Origin of the sequence: Actinomyces sp. (assembly GCF_030530635.1) — a bacterium.
Taxonomy (GTDB): domain Bacteria; phylum Actinomycetota; class Actinomycetes; order Actinomycetales; family Actinomycetaceae; genus Actinomyces.
In genome coordinates this window covers 1-17,595 of record NZ_JAUMUL010000029.1, presented here as the reverse complement: position 1 = coordinate 17,595, position 17,595 = coordinate 1, and the positions used below count along the sequence as shown (strand labels likewise).

9 protein-coding genes are annotated in these 17,595 nt (G+C 67.8%); 6 read left to right on the top strand and 3 right to left on the bottom strand.

The features are described 5' to 3' along the window. Window positions 1-122 precede the first annotated feature (122 nt). Complete coding sequence (locus Q4A20_RS08185) at window positions 123-3,065, bottom strand: glycoside hydrolase family 3 C-terminal domain-containing protein (RefSeq protein ID WP_303122217.1); 2,943 nt, start codon at window positions 3,063-3,065, stop codon at window positions 123-125. A 266-nt stretch (window positions 3,066-3,331) separates the two neighbouring features. After that, entirely contained in the window at window positions 3,332-5,734 is a 2,403-nt protein-coding gene (locus tag Q4A20_RS08180) for a glycoside hydrolase family 3 N-terminal domain-containing protein (protein WP_303122216.1), read from the bottom strand. Between the two features lie 255 nt (window positions 5,735-5,989). On the opposite strand from Q4A20_RS08180, the gene trpB (Q4A20_RS08175) reads away from it, so the two are divergent. Beyond that, window positions 5,990-7,324 carry a tryptophan synthase subunit beta gene (trpB, locus tag Q4A20_RS08175; protein WP_368502461.1) on the top strand — a complete coding sequence of 445 codons (1,335 nt, stop codon included), beginning with the start codon at window positions 5,990-5,992 and terminating at the stop codon, window positions 7,322-7,324. Between the two features lie 156 nt (window positions 7,325-7,480). Here trpB (Q4A20_RS08175) and Q4A20_RS08170 read toward each other — a convergent pair whose 3' ends face one another. Beyond that, entirely contained in the window at window positions 7,481-10,522 is a 3,042-nt protein-coding gene (locus Q4A20_RS08170; RefSeq protein WP_303122215.1) for a glycoside hydrolase family 3 C-terminal domain-containing protein, read from the bottom strand. Between the two features lie 422 nt (window positions 10,523-10,944). Between Q4A20_RS08170 and Q4A20_RS08165 the strand changes: the two genes are divergently transcribed. From Q4A20_RS08165 to trpA, 5 genes are read left to right on the top strand one after another with little or no spacing between them, the layout of a single operon-like run. Next, a complete protein-coding gene (locus Q4A20_RS08165; protein WP_303122214.1) occupies window positions 10,945-12,618 on the top strand; it encodes an anthranilate synthase component 1 in 1,674 nt (557 codons plus the stop codon). 1 nt (window position 12,619) lies between these two features. Then, a complete protein-coding gene (locus tag Q4A20_RS08160; protein ID WP_303122213.1) occupies window positions 12,620-13,276 on the top strand; it encodes an aminodeoxychorismate/anthranilate synthase component II in 657 nt (218 codons plus the stop codon). 45 nt (window positions 13,277-13,321) lie between these two features. Beyond that, window positions 13,322-14,425, top strand: a complete 1,104-nt coding sequence (gene trpD / locus Q4A20_RS08155) for an anthranilate phosphoribosyltransferase (RefSeq protein WP_303122212.1) — start codon at window positions 13,322-13,324, stop codon at window positions 14,423-14,425. Then, window positions 14,422-16,704 (top strand): tryptophan synthase subunit beta, encoded by a 2,283-nt coding sequence (gene trpB / locus Q4A20_RS08150; RefSeq protein WP_303122211.1) that lies wholly within the window; start codon window positions 14,422-14,424, stop codon window positions 16,702-16,704. The genes trpD and trpB (Q4A20_RS08150) overlap by 4 nt, the downstream gene beginning before the upstream one ends. Window position 16,705: 1 nt before the next feature. Further along, window positions 16,706-17,575 (top strand): tryptophan synthase subunit alpha, encoded by an 870-nt coding sequence (gene trpA / locus Q4A20_RS08145; protein ID WP_303122210.1) that lies wholly within the window; start codon window positions 16,706-16,708, stop codon window positions 17,573-17,575. The last annotated feature ends 20 nt before the right edge of the window (window positions 17,576-17,595 follow it).

The following is a 17,595-nucleotide window of genomic DNA, read 5'->3' as shown; positions in this document are numbered from 1 at the left end:
CCGGGGGCGCACCTTCCCTGGGCGGGGGGTTGGGTTGGATTGGGCTAGGCCGGCGGCTCCGGAGGGGATCGCCGGCGGTGGGGGGACCGGGAGTCCCCGGTCCCACCCCGGCCGCGAAGTGTTCACTCCTTATCGGTGTCACCAACGGTCTCGCCGCTGGCGACCGCGACCGTCACCTCGCCGCGACGCCGGAGGTAGCGGCGGACGGCGATTGTCTCCAGAGCGATCAGGCCGACACCCAGCACGGCCAGGACTCCCCAGGCCAGATACTCCCAGGAGGCGCGCTGCACCTCCGGCTGGCCATTCTCGTAGATCCAGGAGTTGGCCACCGTGTACAGGATGTTGTGGGAGGCCTCCCGCATCGCGATCACTCCGGTGGCGGAGGTGTTCTGCACGGAGTTGACGGTGATGTCGGTGGTGGCGAGCATCATGTCGCCACCGTTGCGGGTGAGCTGATCGGCGTTCTGGTAGCCGTAGCCGGCGAAGTAATCCGTCAGCGTCATACCGCGGAAGCCCCACTCGTCACGCAGCACGGTCTGCTGCAGCTCGGGCAGCGCCCCGGCATAGGTGGTGCCGATGTAGTTGAAGGCGGTCATCACCGCGCCGGCGCCACCGTCCTTGATGCCGATCTCGAAGGACTTGAGGTAGATCTCGCGTATCGCCTGCTCATTGGACCAGGTGGCCAGCATGTTGGTGCGGTTGGTCTCTTGGTCGTTCATGGCGAAGTGCTTGATGAAGGCGTACACGCCCAGCTCCTTGGCGCCCTGGATCTCCTGTGCCACCTGGGTGCCTGCCAGGACCGGATCCTCGGAGAAGTACTCGAAGTTGCGTCCGGCGTAGGCGTAGCGGTGGGTGTTGGTGGCGGGGGCGTACCAGCCGGCCACATCCATGTCATGCGCCATCGTGCCAATGGCGGTGCCGAACTCGTGTGCCAGCTCCTGATTCCAGGTTGCGGCCACGGACACTGCCGACGGCAGCCCGATCGAGCCGACACCGGTGAAGTTGTTGTTCAGCGAGGCGGGACCGTCCACATCGGACACGCGCACCTTGCCGACTGAGTCCACGGCCACCGAGCCGTAACCGCCGTTGGCGATCAGGGCGTTCATCTCGGCAACGGACAGCTGGTCGAGCAGCTGGTCCCACTTGGCGTCGTCATACTCCAGGCCGTGCATGTCACCCAGGACCAGGCCGTTGTCGGCACCGGTGGTGGGCATCTCGTCGGCGTCGTCATCAAAGGCGGTGGAGTCGTAGTTGGAGTTGGCGACGAATGCCGCCCGGTGTTCCTCCGACATCTCCAGGTTCGCCGGGGCGGCGGTGGCCTGCTCGTAGTTCGCGAAGGAATCCGCCCGAGAGAGGTAGGTGACATCGCCCGCGGCGGCGTCGAACTGGTTGGTGGCCACCGCGACGTCACCGGCGTGGGTGTTGTCCTCGGAGTTGTAGGTGATGGTCTGGCCCACGGTGAGGGTCTTCGAGTCGATCACCGTGTGGGAGTCGGAGCGCACGGAGATCGTGTACTCACCCTGCTCCAACACGTAGGCCTTGGCGCCCCGATAGTCGTAGGACGCCATGTCACCCTCTTCGAAAGTGAGGGTCACAGTCTCCGAAGCGCCGGGCTCCAGCAGACCGGTCTTGCCGTAGGCCACCAGGTTCACCGCGGACTTCTCGATGTCCCCGTTCGTGTACGGCGCGGTGTAGTACACCTGCACTACATCCTTGCCGGCCACGTCTCCGGTGTTGGTGACAGTCACGTCGAGGCTGATGGTCCCGTCGGCATCCCGACTGGGCTCGCCCATCTCCTGTTTGAAGGAAGTGTAGGAAAGGCCGTAGCCGAAGGGGTAGGTGACGGCCTCGTCGTAGTTGATGACGCCCTCGACGGCCGCGGTCTCATACCAGCGGTAGCCGACGTAGATGCCCTCCACGTAGTTGACGAAGCCGGGGTAGGTGGTGGTGTTGGTGAACGGCGAGGTCTGCCCGTACTCCTCCATGTTGGTGTACGTGAAGTCACCGAAGTTGTTGGCGACCGGGGACGCCTTCAAGTCCGCTACGAAGGTGTCGGGGGTCTTGGCGGAGGGGTTGACCTCACCGTCGAGGATGCGTCCCAGGGCGTTGAAGCCCACCTGACCACCTGGGATGGCCCAGATGATCGCGTCGATGTCGGGGTCGGCGGCCAAGTCGGACAGGTCGAAGGCGTTGGCACCGTTGTAGACCACGACCACGGTCTCGGAGTTGTCCTTGGCAAGCTGGATGAGGTCGCGCTCGGGGGCGGTGAGCTCCAGGTATCCCTGGCCGTCGGCGAAGTCGGACTGGGAGGTGGAGTTGTCGGTGAAGGAGAAAGCGCCATTGGCGGCGACCTCGGCGTTCACGTCCAGCGGCAGGTCGAAGCCCTCACCGCCGGAGCGGGCGATAGTCACTACCGACGTGTCGGAGAACTCCTGTATGGAGGACACGATGGCGTCGGTGTAGGCCTCGGAGGCGGGCTCGGGCAGGGTCCAGTCGGCGGCGAACATGCCGACCTCGGGCCGCTCGGCGCGGTAGGCGGTGTAGAAGTCACTCAGTTCGGTGTTGGTCTTAAAGCCTGCGTTGTGCAGGCCGTCCAGCAGAGAGGTGGTGGGATTATCCGGTGACAGCGAACCCGAGCCGGTGCCGCCGTAGACGGGGTTGGTGGAGGCCCAGCCGAGCACATTGATGGCGGCGCCGTCGTCGAGCGGCAGAGTGGCGTTCTCATTCTTGAGCAGCACCATGCCCTCGTCGGAGATCGTGTTGCCGAGCTCCTCCACAGTCGCCTTGGTCTGCTCGGTGAGCGTGCCGGAGCCGGAGGACAGGTCGAGAATCGTCTTCAGACCTCCGTACATCATGCCGGTCACGGCGACCGCAACGGCAACTACGGCGGCCACCCAAGTGGTTGAGCGCACCAACTTGCGGGTCGGCCGGTTGAGCCCGCGTACGGCGACGGTCACAATGAGCGCCACCAGTAGCACCACGCCAATGGCGATGAGCTGCGGGCGCAGACTCGCCACCACGTTCCAGACGTCGTTCCAGTTGATTGACAACACTGTCGCAGACACCTCTCTGTGTTCCTCGCACGGGAATGCAAGGGGTGGGGTGGGGGGAAACTCACAGGCGTGCCGGACCCCGATCAGCCCGAACATCGGGTATTCGGGGCCGCGGCCCGCCGGTGATTGACATGCGGTCCTATTTCAGCCGATGCGGGCCCGCAACAACGCAGTGACCGCTCGATCTGTCGGTTCGGGCGCATAACCTGTCAGTGCGTGTCCCGGGGCGGAGACGGTTGGCTGTCCACGCCCCCACAGCATCCGGGTGGGCCTTCGACTCAATCCACAATCACCGAACCGTCCAGATGCAGACCGAAGCCGTAGTCATAGGTGTTGCCGACGGAGTCGGTGTAGGGCGTCAGATCCTTCGGCACGTCCTCCCGATTGGCCTCCACGGTGTCCATGTCCGCGGGGAACTGGATGGGCAGGCGCCCGTTGGACTCGTGCAGCCCGAGTGCGACCCGGATGAGCGCCTCGTCGGCCACGCCGAAGCCCACGACAATCGCGTCCGCCCGCGCCTCAAACTCCGCAGGAATCACCGGATTCGTGGCCTTGAGGGCCACGACTACCGGGATGTCCCTACCCGAGGCCGCCACCGCGTCGGCGGCGCGGTTGAAGGCGTCCAGATCCGCGCCATTGGAGATCGCCGAGGTAGCCCCGTAGTAGGAACGGTTCTCCCGACTGCCGTCTGCAAGTACGTCCCCGGAGATCGAGGTACGCCGAACATTGTCTCCGTCGGCGGTATAGGTGCCGTACTGGAGGGAGAGCGGGTACCAGCTGCCCGCCTGCTCGTTCCAGCCGGCCTTGGAGAAGCTCGTACCGTTGATCGGTGAGCGCATGCCCACCAACACCAGGTCCACGTCGCTCAAGTCGGGGGCGGTGTAACCGGTGACGCGGCCGTCGGCGTCGTACGCGACTTCGTCAGTGACCACCTTGCCGAAGTACTTGCCCGCCGTCTCCACGTCCAGGGTGGGTCCCTCGGTGTACTCGGCCTCGGTGAAGGCACTATTGAAACCCGTGTCGTAGGTCTGCGGGATGTAGACGGTCTGGTCGGAGAAGTCCGCCTGGGGATCCAGAGTGATGGCGCCGTCGTTCTTGACGGTGACAACGGAGTTCAGCTGTGCTTCCTGACCTGCCGTGACCTTGTCCTGAGAGCCCACCTGCGTCTGGGAGGCGGCCAGATCCAGGAATGGGTTGTCGAAGGCGCCGATGTTGAAGGACATGGTCAGGATGCGCGTTGCGGACTGCTGCCAGCGGGTGCGGGCGTCGATGTCCAGGTCGCCGGCCTCGTAGGCGGACTGCCACATGTCGTAGGCGGCCAGGACCGGGGCGGCGTCATTGTTGCCGCCGAACATGTCAGTGCCGTTCTTGATGATTTCGAAGTGCCGTTGCTCGACACTCAGGTTCTCCGCTCCCCAGCCGGTGGCGATCACCGGGTCATCGGGGTCGGTGGTGGCGCGGGTGACGCCCCAGTCGGTCACTACGACGCCGTCATAGGAGTTGCCCTGGCGCAGCGCGGTGAGCTTGCCGTCGTCGTAGGAGGAGCCCATCCGCCGGGCGTACTCCGGCTCTCCACCCGCGTTCAGAGTGATCGAGTAGGAGGTCATCACCGCCGAGGACTCCAGGGCCTGTTGGAATACCGACCAGTGCTCGGCCGAGTTGCCGCCCACCATGACCTCGTACTTGCCCGCATTGGTGTGGGATTCACGGCCACCCTCACCGGCGCCGTCACCGGGCCAATGCTTGATCATGGTGGCCACCGAGTCCGTGCCCCAGCCGCTCTTGCCGCCGTCAGTGTACGTGCCCTGGAAGCCCGCGACGTAGTTGGCAGCCATCGCCCCGACCATGGTGGAGTCCTCGCCGAAGGTTCCGGACACTCGCAGCCAGCACGGCTCGGTGGCCAGGTCGATCTGGGGAGACAACGCCGTGCCAATTCCCAGGCTCCTGTACTCCTGGGAGACCATCTGGCCGAACTGAAGCACCGTGTCGGGATCGAATGTGGCTGCCAGTCCCAGCGAACCGGGCCATTTGGAAATCTCCCCGGCCTGGCTGAAGGCGCCGTCACCCGTGGCGGCCGAGCGGGGATCGGAGGAGAAGTTGACCGGAATGTAGGGGGTTTCGGCGGTGGCCAGGGTCTCCACGTAGGCCTGCATCTGGTTGACCCACTGCACGTTGGCAGTAACGTCCGAGCCGCCCGCGTTCAGTACCGCGCGCAGGTACGAATCGGACAGGTACTCCTGCTGCTCGCTCGTCAGCCCATCCTCGGGTGCGCGCTCGTGCGCGGAGAAGAGCATCAACCCGGCCATCTGCTCCTTGGACAGCACGGTGGCGTAGTCGGCGGCGCGCTCGCTTCCCTCCAGACGCCAGTCCTCGGCCGGGTCGAGTTCACCGTCGCCGTTGAGGTCCTTGAAGGCGTAGGTGTACTCGCCGTCGGCCTGCTCGATGATGGTCATGGAACCGTCAGCGGAGTAGGTCAGTACCTGACCGCCATTCGGGTTGACAACGCGGTTGAACCGGGTGCTCCCATCGTCCAGTTCCTGGGTGATGAAGGTGTTGCTGTTGTTCTCTAGGGCAGCGGATGCCGTCGCATCGGCGGTGGAGCCGCCTGAGGTGCATCCCGCCAGGGCCAGGGCCGCCGTCAGCGCGACGGCGGCCATGATTCTTGTTCGCTTGATCCTCATTGATCTCTCCTTGCAGGGTCTTGCAGGCAGGGTCTTGCAGGGTTCACCGGTCATCATATGAGACACAGGTCACTCACGATAGAGATCCGGGCGCAATCTGTCAGTTGCGGCGCACAACTTGCATCCGCGCCGCCCTTCCCGCCCACAGTCCCGCGATGAGAGATGTCGGTATGCCCTTTTGCCCGCCGACAGGAACACCCCTAACCTCGCCAATGCAACCGCCGCAGGACGGTGCAGCCAGTTCAGGAGGACCCAGTGCACACCCAAGCCGATCCGCACGCAGCCCCGCCTGGGGCCGCCCCCACCGCCAACCGCGTCCCCACCGGTCCTCTCGGCCCCGACGCGCCCGGTTACGTCCCTCCCTCTGGGGGCACCGACATCCCTCGGGACACGATCCTGCCCGCCTTCTTCGGGCGTTTCGGGGGCCAGGAGGTACCCGCTGAGCTGCTGCCCGCGCTAGACGAGCTTGAGGCCGCCTACACCGAGGCCGTGGCCGATCCCGCCTTCGAGGCGGAACTGGCCGACCTGCGCGCCGACTACCTGGGGCGGCAGACCCCCATCTTCGAATGCCGCCACCTGCCGCTTTCCGGCGGCGCCCGCATACTGCTGAAGCGGGAGGACCTGGCTCATGGCGGAGCCCACAAGGGCAATAACGCCCTGGGCCAGGCGCTGCTGGCCAAGCGCATGGGCAAGCGGCGGCTGATCGCGGAGACCGGCGCCGGTCAGCACGGCACCGCCACCGCCATGGTGGCGGCATTGATGGGCATGGAGTGCACCATCTACATGGGTGCGCACGACGTGGAGCGGCAGCGTCCCAATGTGGAGCGCATGGAGCTGATGGGCGCGACCGTGGTGGCGGTGAACGCTGGGCAGGCGGGGCTCAAGGATGCGATCGACGCCGCCCTGGCGCAGTGGTGCACCCGCCTGGAGGACACCTTCTACCTGATGGGCTCGGCCACCGGGCCGCATCCCTTCCCAACGATCGTGCGGCACTTCCAGCAGGTCATCTCCGCCGAGTCCCGCCGCCAGGTGCTTGCGCGCTACGGCGCCCTGCCCGATGCCGTCATCGCGGCTGTGGGCGGCGGCTCCAATGCGATCGGAGCCTTCGCCGCCTACCTGGATGACCCTTCGGTGCAGTTGATCGGGGTGGAGCCGGCCGGGCGGGGTCTGGCCACGGGCGAGCACGGCGCCCCCATCAACGCCGGACGCACCGGGGTGCTGCACGGTATGCGCTCCTTCGTCATGCTCGACGACGACGGCACCGTCCTGCCCTCGCACTCGGTCTCCGCCGGGCTCGACTACCCGTCGGTGGGCCCGGAGCACGCCCACCTGGCAGACACCGGTCGGGCACAGTACGTGGCCGTCACCGACGCCGAGGCGCTGGAGGCCTTCCGACTGCTGAGTCGGCACGAGGGCATCATCCCCGCCATGGAGTCGGCGCACGCCCTTGCCCAGGCCCTCAAACTGGCCCGTGAGCATGCCGAGCAGACGCCCGCAGGGCCCGCACCGCTGCTGCTGGTGAACCTGTCCGGCCGCGGCGACAAGGACATGGAGGAGGTGCGCGAGCACCTGTCCGCCCTCCTGGGTTGACCTCCCCGGCGGAAAAATGTCAAGGATCGGCACAAACGGCTCTGCGGCCACCGCTCACTGTTCGGAGAACGTTGAAATCACACGGTTTTCCCGAACAGGTGCGAATCGCTCTGAGCCGTTTGTGCCGATCTCGGACATCTTCAGTGGATCATGGAATCACCGGGCGCTCGCCCGGGCCTTGGCCCGCTTGGAGCGCCACCGCAACACGACGGCGGTCATCGCGCCCACGCACAGCAGGCCGGTGGCCACGTCGATGATGATCGCCATGGTGGTGAGCCGGTCCAGGCCGCCAGCGTCGGTCTCCACGGTGTAGTTGCCGGAGTTGGCCACCGTGTAGAGCACGTTCTTCGAGGCCTGCCGCAGCGCCGTCACCATGGTCGGCGAGTCCTGGTTCTCAATCTCCGAGCGGGCCTGGGAACCCATGCCCAGCATGATGTCGTTGCCGTTGAGCACCGAGTCCATGGTGATCTGGTAGCCGTAGGAGCCGTACCAGTCCGTGAGCACCATGCCTTCAAAACCCCACTCGTCCCGCAGGACTCCGTTGAGCAGGTCGGCGTTGGCACCGGCGTACCGGTTGCCGATGAAGTTGAAGGAGGACATCACCGCATACGGCCCCTCAGCCCGGTTCTTCACCACGATCTCGAAGGGCCTGAGATAGATCTCACGCATCGTCTGCTCGGTGGCGAAGGTCTGCAAGAAGGTGCAGCGGTTGATCTCCTGGTCGTTCATCACGAAGTGCTTGATGTAGCCGTACACGCCCTTGGCCGCCGCCGCATTGGTGGTCGCCGAGGCGATCTTGCCGGCCAGCACGCCGTCCTCCGAGTAGTACTCGAAGTTGCGTCCACCGAAGGCGGTGCGGTGAGTGTTCATGGCGGGCCCGTACCAGCCGTAGATGTGTGCGTCGGCGTACTCCTGGGCGATGCCGGCACCGACCTCGCCTGCCAGCTCGATGTTCCAGGTCTGGGCGATGAGCACCTCGGCCGGGTAGGGGGTGCCCATGACACCGATGACCCAGTCGTTCAGGCCGGCGGGTCCGTCGGAGTCGAGCGTGGCCCGCTTGTCGATGGAGCCGACGGCCACCGTCTGGAATCCGCCGACGGCGACCAGCTCGGACATCTCCTCCACCGTGAGCTGGTCCAGCAGCCTGTCCCACTGTTCATCGTTGTAGGCCAAGCCGGTCATGTCGCGCAGGGCCAGGTCGCCGTTCGCTCCGGTGGTGGGCATGACCGCGTCGGGGTCCTCGTGATCGGCCGGGTTGTAGTTGGCCACCGAGTAGGAGTCGATGAAGGCCTTCTCCTCATCCGTCATGGTCAGGTCCTCCGCAGTCGGTGCGGCGGTGGCCGCGCCGTAGTTGGCGAAGCGGCCGGCGCGGGAGAGGTAGGTGACGCCGCCTGCGGAGTACTCCTCGAAGCGGTTCGTGGCCGTCTCGGAGTCGGAGGCGCGCCCCTGGGCGGAGTAGTCCACGTCGGCGTCCACCCTGAAGGTCTCGGAGTCCAGCACGGTGTGAGAGTCGGAGCGGGCGGAGATGGTGTACTCGCCGGCCTCCAGCACATAACCGCCGTCGACGGTCTTCAGGCCGGAGGAGTCGTAGGAGGCGAGTTCCTCCTTGGGGATCACAAAGTCGATCGCCTGCGTGGCACCGGGGTCCAATAGCTCGGTCTTGGCAAAGTCGTCCAGGTTCACGGACGCCTTCTCGATGCCGCCGTCGGTGTACGGCGGAGTGGAGTACAGCTCGACGACGTCCTTGCCGGCCACGTCACCGGTGTTGGTGACGGTGACCGTCACCTGCACCTCATCCTCGCCGGCATTGAAGGCCGTAATCTCGTGGGTGAAGTCGGTGTAGGACAGCCCGTAACCGAAGGGGTAGCGTACGGCGGCGTCGTAGTTGAATCCCTCCACGCGGTCGTCGTGGGCGGTCTCGTAATAGCGGTAGCCGACGTAGATGCCCTCGTTGTAGCTCACGCGGCCGAGTACGCCCTGGAAGCCGGGATCGGCGGCCGTGTACTGCTCCACCAGGTCATCCACATTCGTGTAGGTGAAGTTGCCGTAGTTGTTGTAGGCGGGCGTGGCGGTCAGGTCATTGACGAACATGTCCACGGTGTGCCCGGAGGGGTTGACCTCGCCGGACAGGATGCGCCCCAGGGCGCCCATGGCGTTCTGGCCGGTTCCGGGGGCGAGCAGCACGGACTTGATGGAGGGGTAGTCGTCCAGCCAACCGAGTTCCATCGTGTTGTTGGAGTTGATTAGGACGATCACCTGGGAGAAGTTGTCGTTGACTATCTGCAGCATGTCCTTCTCGGTGCGTGAGAGCTGCAGGTAGTGGTCGCCCGCCTCGAAGTCGTCGTAGTCGCCGTTGTTGGTGTACTCGGCGTTGAAGTACGAGTAGCGCTCGTTACCACCGGCTACAGTCTCAGCCATCTTGGCGTAGTCGCCGTCGATGACGCCCTTCATATCGGTGGGCAGGTCCTGGCCCTCGCCACCGGAACGGGCGAGCACCACCACGGCGGTGTCGGAGAAGTCCTTCGCCTCGCTGAGCACCTCATCTGTGTAGGCGTCGGCGGTCGGCTCCGGCAGCGTCCAGTCGGTGTAACCGATCGTGCCGGTCTCCAGCAGTGCGCGTGTGTCCCGGTATGAGGTGTAAAGCTGCGTGAGCGTGTCATTGGTGGCGTAGCCGGCGTCGTGCAGGGACTCCAGGACGCCGGTCGCATTGGACATGTCAGCGGCGCCGGAGCCGGTACCACCGTAGATCGGGATGGTGGAGGCCCACCCGAAGACGTTGAGGCTGGTGGTCTCAGCGGGCAGCGGCAGCAGGCCGTCGTCGTTCTCCGCCAGCACGAAGCCCTCGTCACCGACGCGTCCGATGATCTCCTCCGAGGTAGCCCGGGAGACCTCGGAGACGCTGCCCTTCACATTGACCAGGATGGAGACGGTCGAGTACAGCGGACCGAAGACCACCAGATTGCCGATCACGACGGCGGCCACCACGGCGGTCAGTCCGGCGCCCCAGCGCCACAGGTGCCGGTCCCCCTTCTTGGCCAGCCAGTGCGCACCAATCGCCACCGCGATCGCAACCAGGATGATGGCGAGGAGGGCGTAGATGTAGCCGGCGCAGTTGTGCACATATGTCTCAACGTCGGCCGATGACACTCCCATGCCGCCGAGTATCGGCGTCAGGATGTTGATGATGAGTTGGAGCACGATGGTCTCCTTAAACGGGTAGGGGTCGGGTTGCAGGTGGTGGCCCCCGGGTGGGGACCGATACGGCTCAGCGGGTGCGCGTCTGCGCGCAACATCGAGCGGGCCTTCATTGGCAACCAAAACTCTATGGCTCAAACCACATGCCCGCACCAGAAGGTGCATAATCTGTCATCCCGAGCACGTGTTCTGTTCCGTCGACCGCCGTTGGGCCCGTCTCACCACGTGTCGCCGATTTGGCCCGGCCCGCCCGCCGGTCTAGCCTGCCGCCATGACCGCGTTCCGCACCCGCCAGTGGTGGTGGCTCCCCAATGGGCGAGCCGCTCACGCCGCATAGTCGGCGCCGGATCTGATGAGCTCGCCACCTGGCGGGCTCTTCGTATTCGGGGCGGCTTCAGCCGGTGGCACGAACAGGAAGGGACCCCATGACACCTCCCCCACCCGCCGTGCTGACGCGGTCAGTGCGCTATCACGATGACGCCGGTCGGCTACTGGAACACCTGGCGCGCCGCGGCGTGATCGCCGCCACGACGGATCCGGCCGGTAACCCGCGTCCCCTTGACGCGGTGCTGCTGGAGTCCGTCGACATCACCACCAAGGTCTCCCGCACCACTATCGCCGTTCTAGAGGCGGCAACTCGTCTGACCTGTCAAGGACGTGCCGTCACGGTCGAGGCCCTCCCCCAGGCTCTCGCCGACGGCCAGTCCGCCCTGGAACGGCTGCGCGCAGCCCTCGGCGAGTACGTGTCCACGGACTCCTCCGCCGCCCTCGGCCTCGTCTTCCCCCCTGCTCCCGATGGCGTGGAGGAGCGTGAGAGGCTCAAGGCCATCTCCACCATCGAGCCGCTGCGGGTGCTCGCGGCCGCAGCGGTGGATCACCCGCACCTGCCGCTGACGGCCGGCGCATTCGCCTTCGACTACCTGGCGACCTTCGAGACCCTGCCCGAGGTGGCCCCGGGAGCGAACACCTGCCCCGACTACCTCTTCTATGACGCCCGCATCATCCTGGTGATCGACCACCCCACCCGCAGCGCGACACTAGTGGGCGCCTCCGTGGACGCCGCGGACCTGACCGCCCGCCTGGATGCACTGGCGGCCGCCGCCGATGCCTTCGCGGATCAGGTAGCCACCGACGCCGCGCCCACGGAGCGGGCTGCCGCAGCCGGACAGGTTCCTGTGCTGCACGCCGCCCCCACCCAGTCCGACGCCGACTACGCCGCCGTCGTGGAATCCATGAAGGAGTCCATAGCCGCTGGGGACGTCTATCAGGTGGTGCCCGCCCGGGGCTTCACCCTGCCCTGCCCCGACGCGCTGGCCGCCTACCATGCGCTGCGCGAATCCAACCCGAGCCCGTACATGTTCTACGTAGGCGCCCCGGACTTCGAGCTGCTGGGCGCCTCCCCCGAGTCGGCGCTGCTGCACTCGGCCAAGACCGGGCAGGTCGCCATCCGCCCCATTGCCGGCACCCGCCCGCGGGGCCTGACGCCCGACGGGAGCGTCGACCACGAGCGGGACACCCGCCTAGAACTGGAGTTGCGCACCGATGCCAAGGAGGTCGCCGAGCACGTCATGCTCGTGGACCTGGCCCGTAACGACGTCGCCCGCGTGTCGGTTCCAGGCACCCGCCGGGTGGAGGATCTGCTGCGTGTGGACCGCTACAGCCGGGTCATGCACCTGGTCTCGGAGGTATCCGGGCAGCTGGCCCCGGACCTGGATGCGCTGGACGCCTTCCGTGCCTCCATGACCATGGGCACTCTCACCGGCGCCCCCAAGCTGCGGGCGGCCGAACTGATCCGGGAGGCCGAGGGGGTGCGCCGCGGCAGCTACGGCGGCTCGGTCGGCTACTTCCGCGGCGACGGCGAACTGGACACCTGCATCGTCATCCGTTCCGCCTTCGTCCGCGATGGGACAGCCCTGGTGCAGGCCGGCGCGGGCGTGGTCGCCGACTCGGTACCCGCGGCCGAGGCCGCCGAGACGGTGCACAAGGCCAGCGCGGTACTGGCCGCCATCGCCGCCGCCCAGGGAGCCGGTCTCGTCATTGACTCCGACGCGGGCGAGGCACCGGCCCCCGCGGCCACTGCTGGGGAAGAGAGGCGCTGACATGCACGTGGTCCTGCTCGACAATCGCGATTCCTTCGTCTACAACCTGGTGGACCAGTTCGCCTCCCTCGGGGCGAGCATTGAGGTCTACCGCAACACCGCACCGGCAGCCACGGTGCTGCGCGCACTTGAACCCGGCGGCGGCCACGCACCCACCGATACCGCCCGCAGCGGGCGCCCGGTGCTGTGCCTTTCCCCCGGGCCCGGCCACCCCCGCACCTCCGGGAACCTGATGGAACTGATCCACGCGGCCGTGGACCGCACCATCCCCACACTCGGCATCTGCCTGGGCTTCCAGGCGATCGTCGAGGCCTGCGGCGGCGCCATTGGGCGGGTCGGCCCCGTGCATGGCCGCAGCGTACGCGTCGAACTGACCGAGGCGGGACGCACCTCCCCGGCCTTCCAGGCGCTCCCCGACGGCCGCCTGGACGTGGCCCGCTACCACTCACTGGGAACCCGAGAACTGCCCGCAGCGCTCACCCCGCTGGCGGTGACCACTGCGGAAGATCCTGTCGGCTCCGGCGTCGTCATGGCGGCCAGACACCGCTCCCGTCCCGTCGTCGGCCTGCAGTTCCACCCCGAATCGGTCCTGACCCCGCAGGGTCCCGGCATCCTGCATGCACTCACTGCGGATCTGGCCGCCGCGGCCGCCACCTGACCCCGTATCAAATCAGCACCACGATCCATCTTCAAGGAGTTCATCATGACCCCCGCGCCCGCCGAGAACAACGCCATGCATACCCCGGGCACTCCCACCGCCCCGGCGATCGCCGACGCCGAGGATGCCCACCGCCTGCTGCGCGGCGTCATCCAGGGCCGACGCCTGACCCAGGATGAGACCGGCGTGGTCTTCGCCGCGCTCGGCGCCGGAGACCTGTCCGAGGCGGAGACCGCCGCCCTGCTGGCCGCCCTGCACGCCCGCGGCGAAACCGCCGATGAGGTGGCCGGCGCCGCAAGCGCCTTCCGCGACGCGGCCCGACCCTTCCCCGAGGTCACCTTCCCGCTGGTGGACGTGGTCGGAACCGGCGGCGACGGCGTGGGCACCATCAACATCTCCACCGGTGCCGGCATCGTGGCCGCCTCCATGGGGGTGTCGGTGGCCAAGCACGGCAACCGGGCCGTGTCCTCCAAGACCGGGGCCGCCGACGTCGTCGCCGCCCTGGGCCTGCCCCTGGACGTCAGCCCGGAACAGGCGGTGGAGATCCTGGCCCGCGACCACTTCACCTTCCTGTTCGCCCAGGCCTACCACCCGGCCATGCGGCACGTGGCCCCGATCCGCAAGGCCCTGGCCACCCCGACGATCTTCAACGTGCTGGGCCCCCTGCTCAACCCCGCGCACCTGACCTACCAGCTGATGGGTGTGGCCGACCCGGACATCTTGGACATGATCGCCCAGACCATGGTCAAGCTCGGCCGCAAACGGGCCCTGATCGTGCACGGCGCGGGCACCGACGAGATCGCCGTGCACGGCCCCACCCAGGTGCGGGAGGCAACCCCGCGCGGTGTCAAGTCGTACGAGGTCACCCCGGAGGAACTGGGGGTGTCCACTTACGCGCTCCAGGACGTGCTGGGCGGCGAGCCGGAGGAGAACGCCGCCCTGCTGCGGGAGGTCTTCGCCGGCCGGGGCGAGCCTGCCCACCGGGACGCCATCGCCGTCAATGCCGGCGCCCTGCTGTACCTGGCCGGTCCGGCGGACAACCTGGCCGACGGCACTCGCATGGCCCTGGACCAGTTGTCCAGTGGCCGGGTGGCCGAGCACCTGGCCTCCATGACCAAGGCGGAGGCCGCGGAGGGTGAGACCCGATGAGTGGCGCCCCCAACGCCGGCGGTGCCCGGCCTCAGCGCCGTCCGGTGGACGAGCGGTTGATCGCCACCGGCACCGTCCTGGATGCGATCGTGGCCGCACGGCGTGAGCGCCTGCCGGAGCTGCGCGCCCGCTTCGGGCACCTGCGCGCCGAGCAGTTGGAGCCCTCCCGGCGCTCCTTCGCCGACGCCCTGCGCACCCGCAGCGGCGATCACGCGAGCCCGCGGCCCGCCCTGATCATGGAGTGCAAGTCCGCCTCCCCCTCACGCGGCACGATCCGCTCCAGCTATGACCCGGCCGCGCTGGCGCGCGCCTACGCGCCGTGGGCGGCGGCGGTGTCCGTGCTGACCGAGCCGGACCGCTTCAACGGCTCCTTCGAAGACCTGGCCGCCGTGCGTGCCGTGGTGGATGTGCCGGTGCTGTGCAAGGACTTCATCGTGGATCCCGTGCAGGTGCTGGCCGCCCGCAGCCTGGGCGCGGACGCGATCCTGCTGATGCTCTCGGTGGTGCCGGACGACGTCTACGCCGAGCTGGCGGAGCTGGCGCACTCGCTGGGCATGGAGGTACTCACAGAGGTGTCCACGCCTGCGGAGATGCACCGGGCCACGGCCCTGGGGGCACAGGTGATCGGCATCAACAACCGTGACCTGCGCACCCTGGCCACAGACGTCTCCCGCACGGAGCAGATGGCGCCGCTGGCGCCGTCCGGCGTGGTGCTGGTGGGCGAGTCCGGCGTGGAGACGGCCGCCGACGTGCGGCGCCTGGCCGGGCAGGTGGATGCCCTGCTGATCGGCTCGGCCCTGTCGGCGGCGCCCGACCCGGGCGTGGTGGCCGAGGTGCTGGCCACCGCCGTGCCGGTGCCCGAACGCGGTCAGGCACGCGACGCCGCCAACGCCGCCCAACGGGCGGCCGGTACGGACACCGCCCGGGCGCAGCGGGAGCACGCCGACCACACGCACCCGCGGTTGAGCGCCTACTTCGGCCCCTACGGCGGCCAGTACGTGCCGGAGCTGCTGATCCCCGCCCTGGACCAGCTGGAGGACGCCTTCATCGACGCCCAGGCGGACCCGTCCTTCGCCGCCGAGTTGGACAAGCTCATGCGCCGCTACCTGGGGCGCCCGACCCCGGTGACGGAGTTGCACAACCTGCCCCGCGAGGGCAACGCCCGCATCTTCCTCAAGCGGGAGGACCTGGTGCACGGCGGCGCCCATAAGGGCAACCAGGTGCTGGGACAGGCCCTGCTGGCCAAGCGCATGGGCAAGACCCGCATCATCGCCGAGACGGGCGCCGGCCAGCACGGCACCGCCACAGCGATGGTGTGCGCTTTGCTGGGCCTGGACTGCACCATCTACATGGGCGCCACCGATGTGGTGCGGCAGGCGGCCAATGTGGAGCGCATGGAGCTGATGGGGGCGCGGGTAGTGCCCGTGGCCAGCGGCGCCGGCACCCTGAAGGACGCCGTCAACGAGTCCCTGCGCGACTGGACCGCATCCTTCGCCACCACCCACTACCTGCTGGGAACCGCCGCCGGGGCGCACCCCTTCCCCACGATCGTGCACGACTACCACCGCTGCATCTCCCTTGAGGCGCGCGCCCAGATTCTGGCCCTGACCGGGCGCCTACCCGATCAGGTGATCGCCTGCGTGGGCGGCGGCTCGAACGCGATCGGCATGTTCTCAGAGTTCATCGACGACGTCGGCGTCAGCCTGATCGGCGTGGAACCGGCCGGCGAGGGGCTGGACACGCCCCGCAACGGTGCCCCCATCAACAACGGCACCACCGGCATCCTGCACGGGGCGCGCAGCTACCTGATGCGCACCCCGGAAGGGCAGGTGGAGGAGTCCTTCTCGGTGTCGGCGGGGCTGGACTACCCCGGCGTCGGGCCCGAGCACGCCTGGCTGGCCGATTCCGGGCGGGCCCGGTACGTGGCGATCACCGACGACGAGGCGGTGGAGGCCTTCCGACTGCTGAGCCGCTGGGAGGGCATCATCCCGGCCCTGGAGTCCGCCCACGCGCTCGCCCAGGCCCTCAAGATCGCTCGCGAGACTCCACCCGATGCCCCCACGCCGCACCTGCTGGTGTGTCTGTCCGGGCGCGGGGACAAAGACTTGGAGCAGGTGCGCATGCGCCTGGGCGGCAGCTTCTCCGAGGACTCCGCCGTCGCCCGGGCGGCCGCCATGGTCGAAGACATGGGCAAGCGCACTGAGTACCTGTCGCTGGCGCGTCCCGGGGTGGCGACCACACCATCCGCCCCGGGCGAGGAACCACATGAGGAGGCCTGAGATGAGCCGTTATCCCGCCATGTTCTCCCGCCTGGCCGATGCCGATGAGGGCGCCTTCGTGCCCTTCGTCATGGTCGGTGACCCGAACCCCGCCGCCTCCGAGGCGATCATTGAGGCACTGATCGACGGCGGCGCGGACGCCCTGGAACTGGGCACACCCTTCTCCGACCCGGTGGCCGATGGGCCGACGATCCAGCGCGCACACCTGCGTGCGCTTAACGCCGGGGTGGGCTTCGCCGACTGTCTGGAGGTGGTGTCACGGGTGCGTGCACGCCACCCTCAGCTGCCCATCGGCATGCTCATCTACGGCAATGTGCCCTTCGCAATCGGCCTGGATGCCTTCTACGCCCGCTGCGCCGCCGCCGGCATCGACTCGGTGCTGTTGCCGGATGTGCCGGTGCGCGAGTCGGCGGGGTTCTCGGACGCCGCCGCGGCCGCCGGGATTGATGCCGTGTACATCGCCCCGCCTTCGGCGGCCGCCCAGACCCTGGACGCGGTGGCCGAGGCCTCCCGCGGTTACGTGTACGCGGTCTCTCGGGTTGGGGTGACCGGCACCGAGCGCGCCTCCTCCACCGTGGGCCTGGCACAGTCGGTGGCACGCCTGCGCCATGATGCTGCCGCGCCGGTGATGCTGGGCTTCGGCATCTCTGCTCCCGGGCAGGTGGCGGAGGCGATTGCGGCGGGCGCGGACGGGGCGATCTCCGGATCCGCAACCGTGAAGATCATCGAGTCCCACGTGCCAACGCTGGCCCGCCTGGCGCAGAAGTCCGGCGAGGACTCACCCGCGTACGCCGCCGCCCTGGCGGCGCTCCAGACCGAGCTGCGTGATTTCGTCGCCACCATGAAGGCCGCCACCCGCCGAGGTCGGTAGGACTTACGTGCCGAGGTCGG

Bases quoted from the DNA above. Each gene is read 5' to 3' on its own strand.
- trpD (WP_303122212.1), top strand. From the start codon at position 13,322: ATGACCCCCGCGCCCGCCGAGAACAACGCCATGCATACCCCGGGCACT.
- trpA (WP_303122210.1), top strand. From the start codon at position 16,706: ATGAGCCGTTATCCCGCCATGTTCTCCCGCCTGGCCGATGCCGATGAG.
- Q4A20_RS08165 (WP_303122214.1), top strand. From the start codon at position 10,945: ATGACACCTCCCCCACCCGCCGTGCTGACGCGGTCAGTGCGCTATCAC.
- Q4A20_RS08160 (WP_303122213.1), top strand. From the start codon at position 12,620: ATGCACGTGGTCCTGCTCGACAATCGCGATTCCTTCGTCTACAACCTG.
- trpB (WP_303122211.1), top strand. From the start codon at position 14,422: ATGAGTGGCGCCCCCAACGCCGGCGGTGCCCGGCCTCAGCGCCGTCCG.
- Q4A20_RS08180 (WP_303122216.1), bottom strand. From the start codon at position 5,734: ATGAGGATCAAGCGAACAAGAATCATGGCCGCCGTCGCGCTGACGGCG.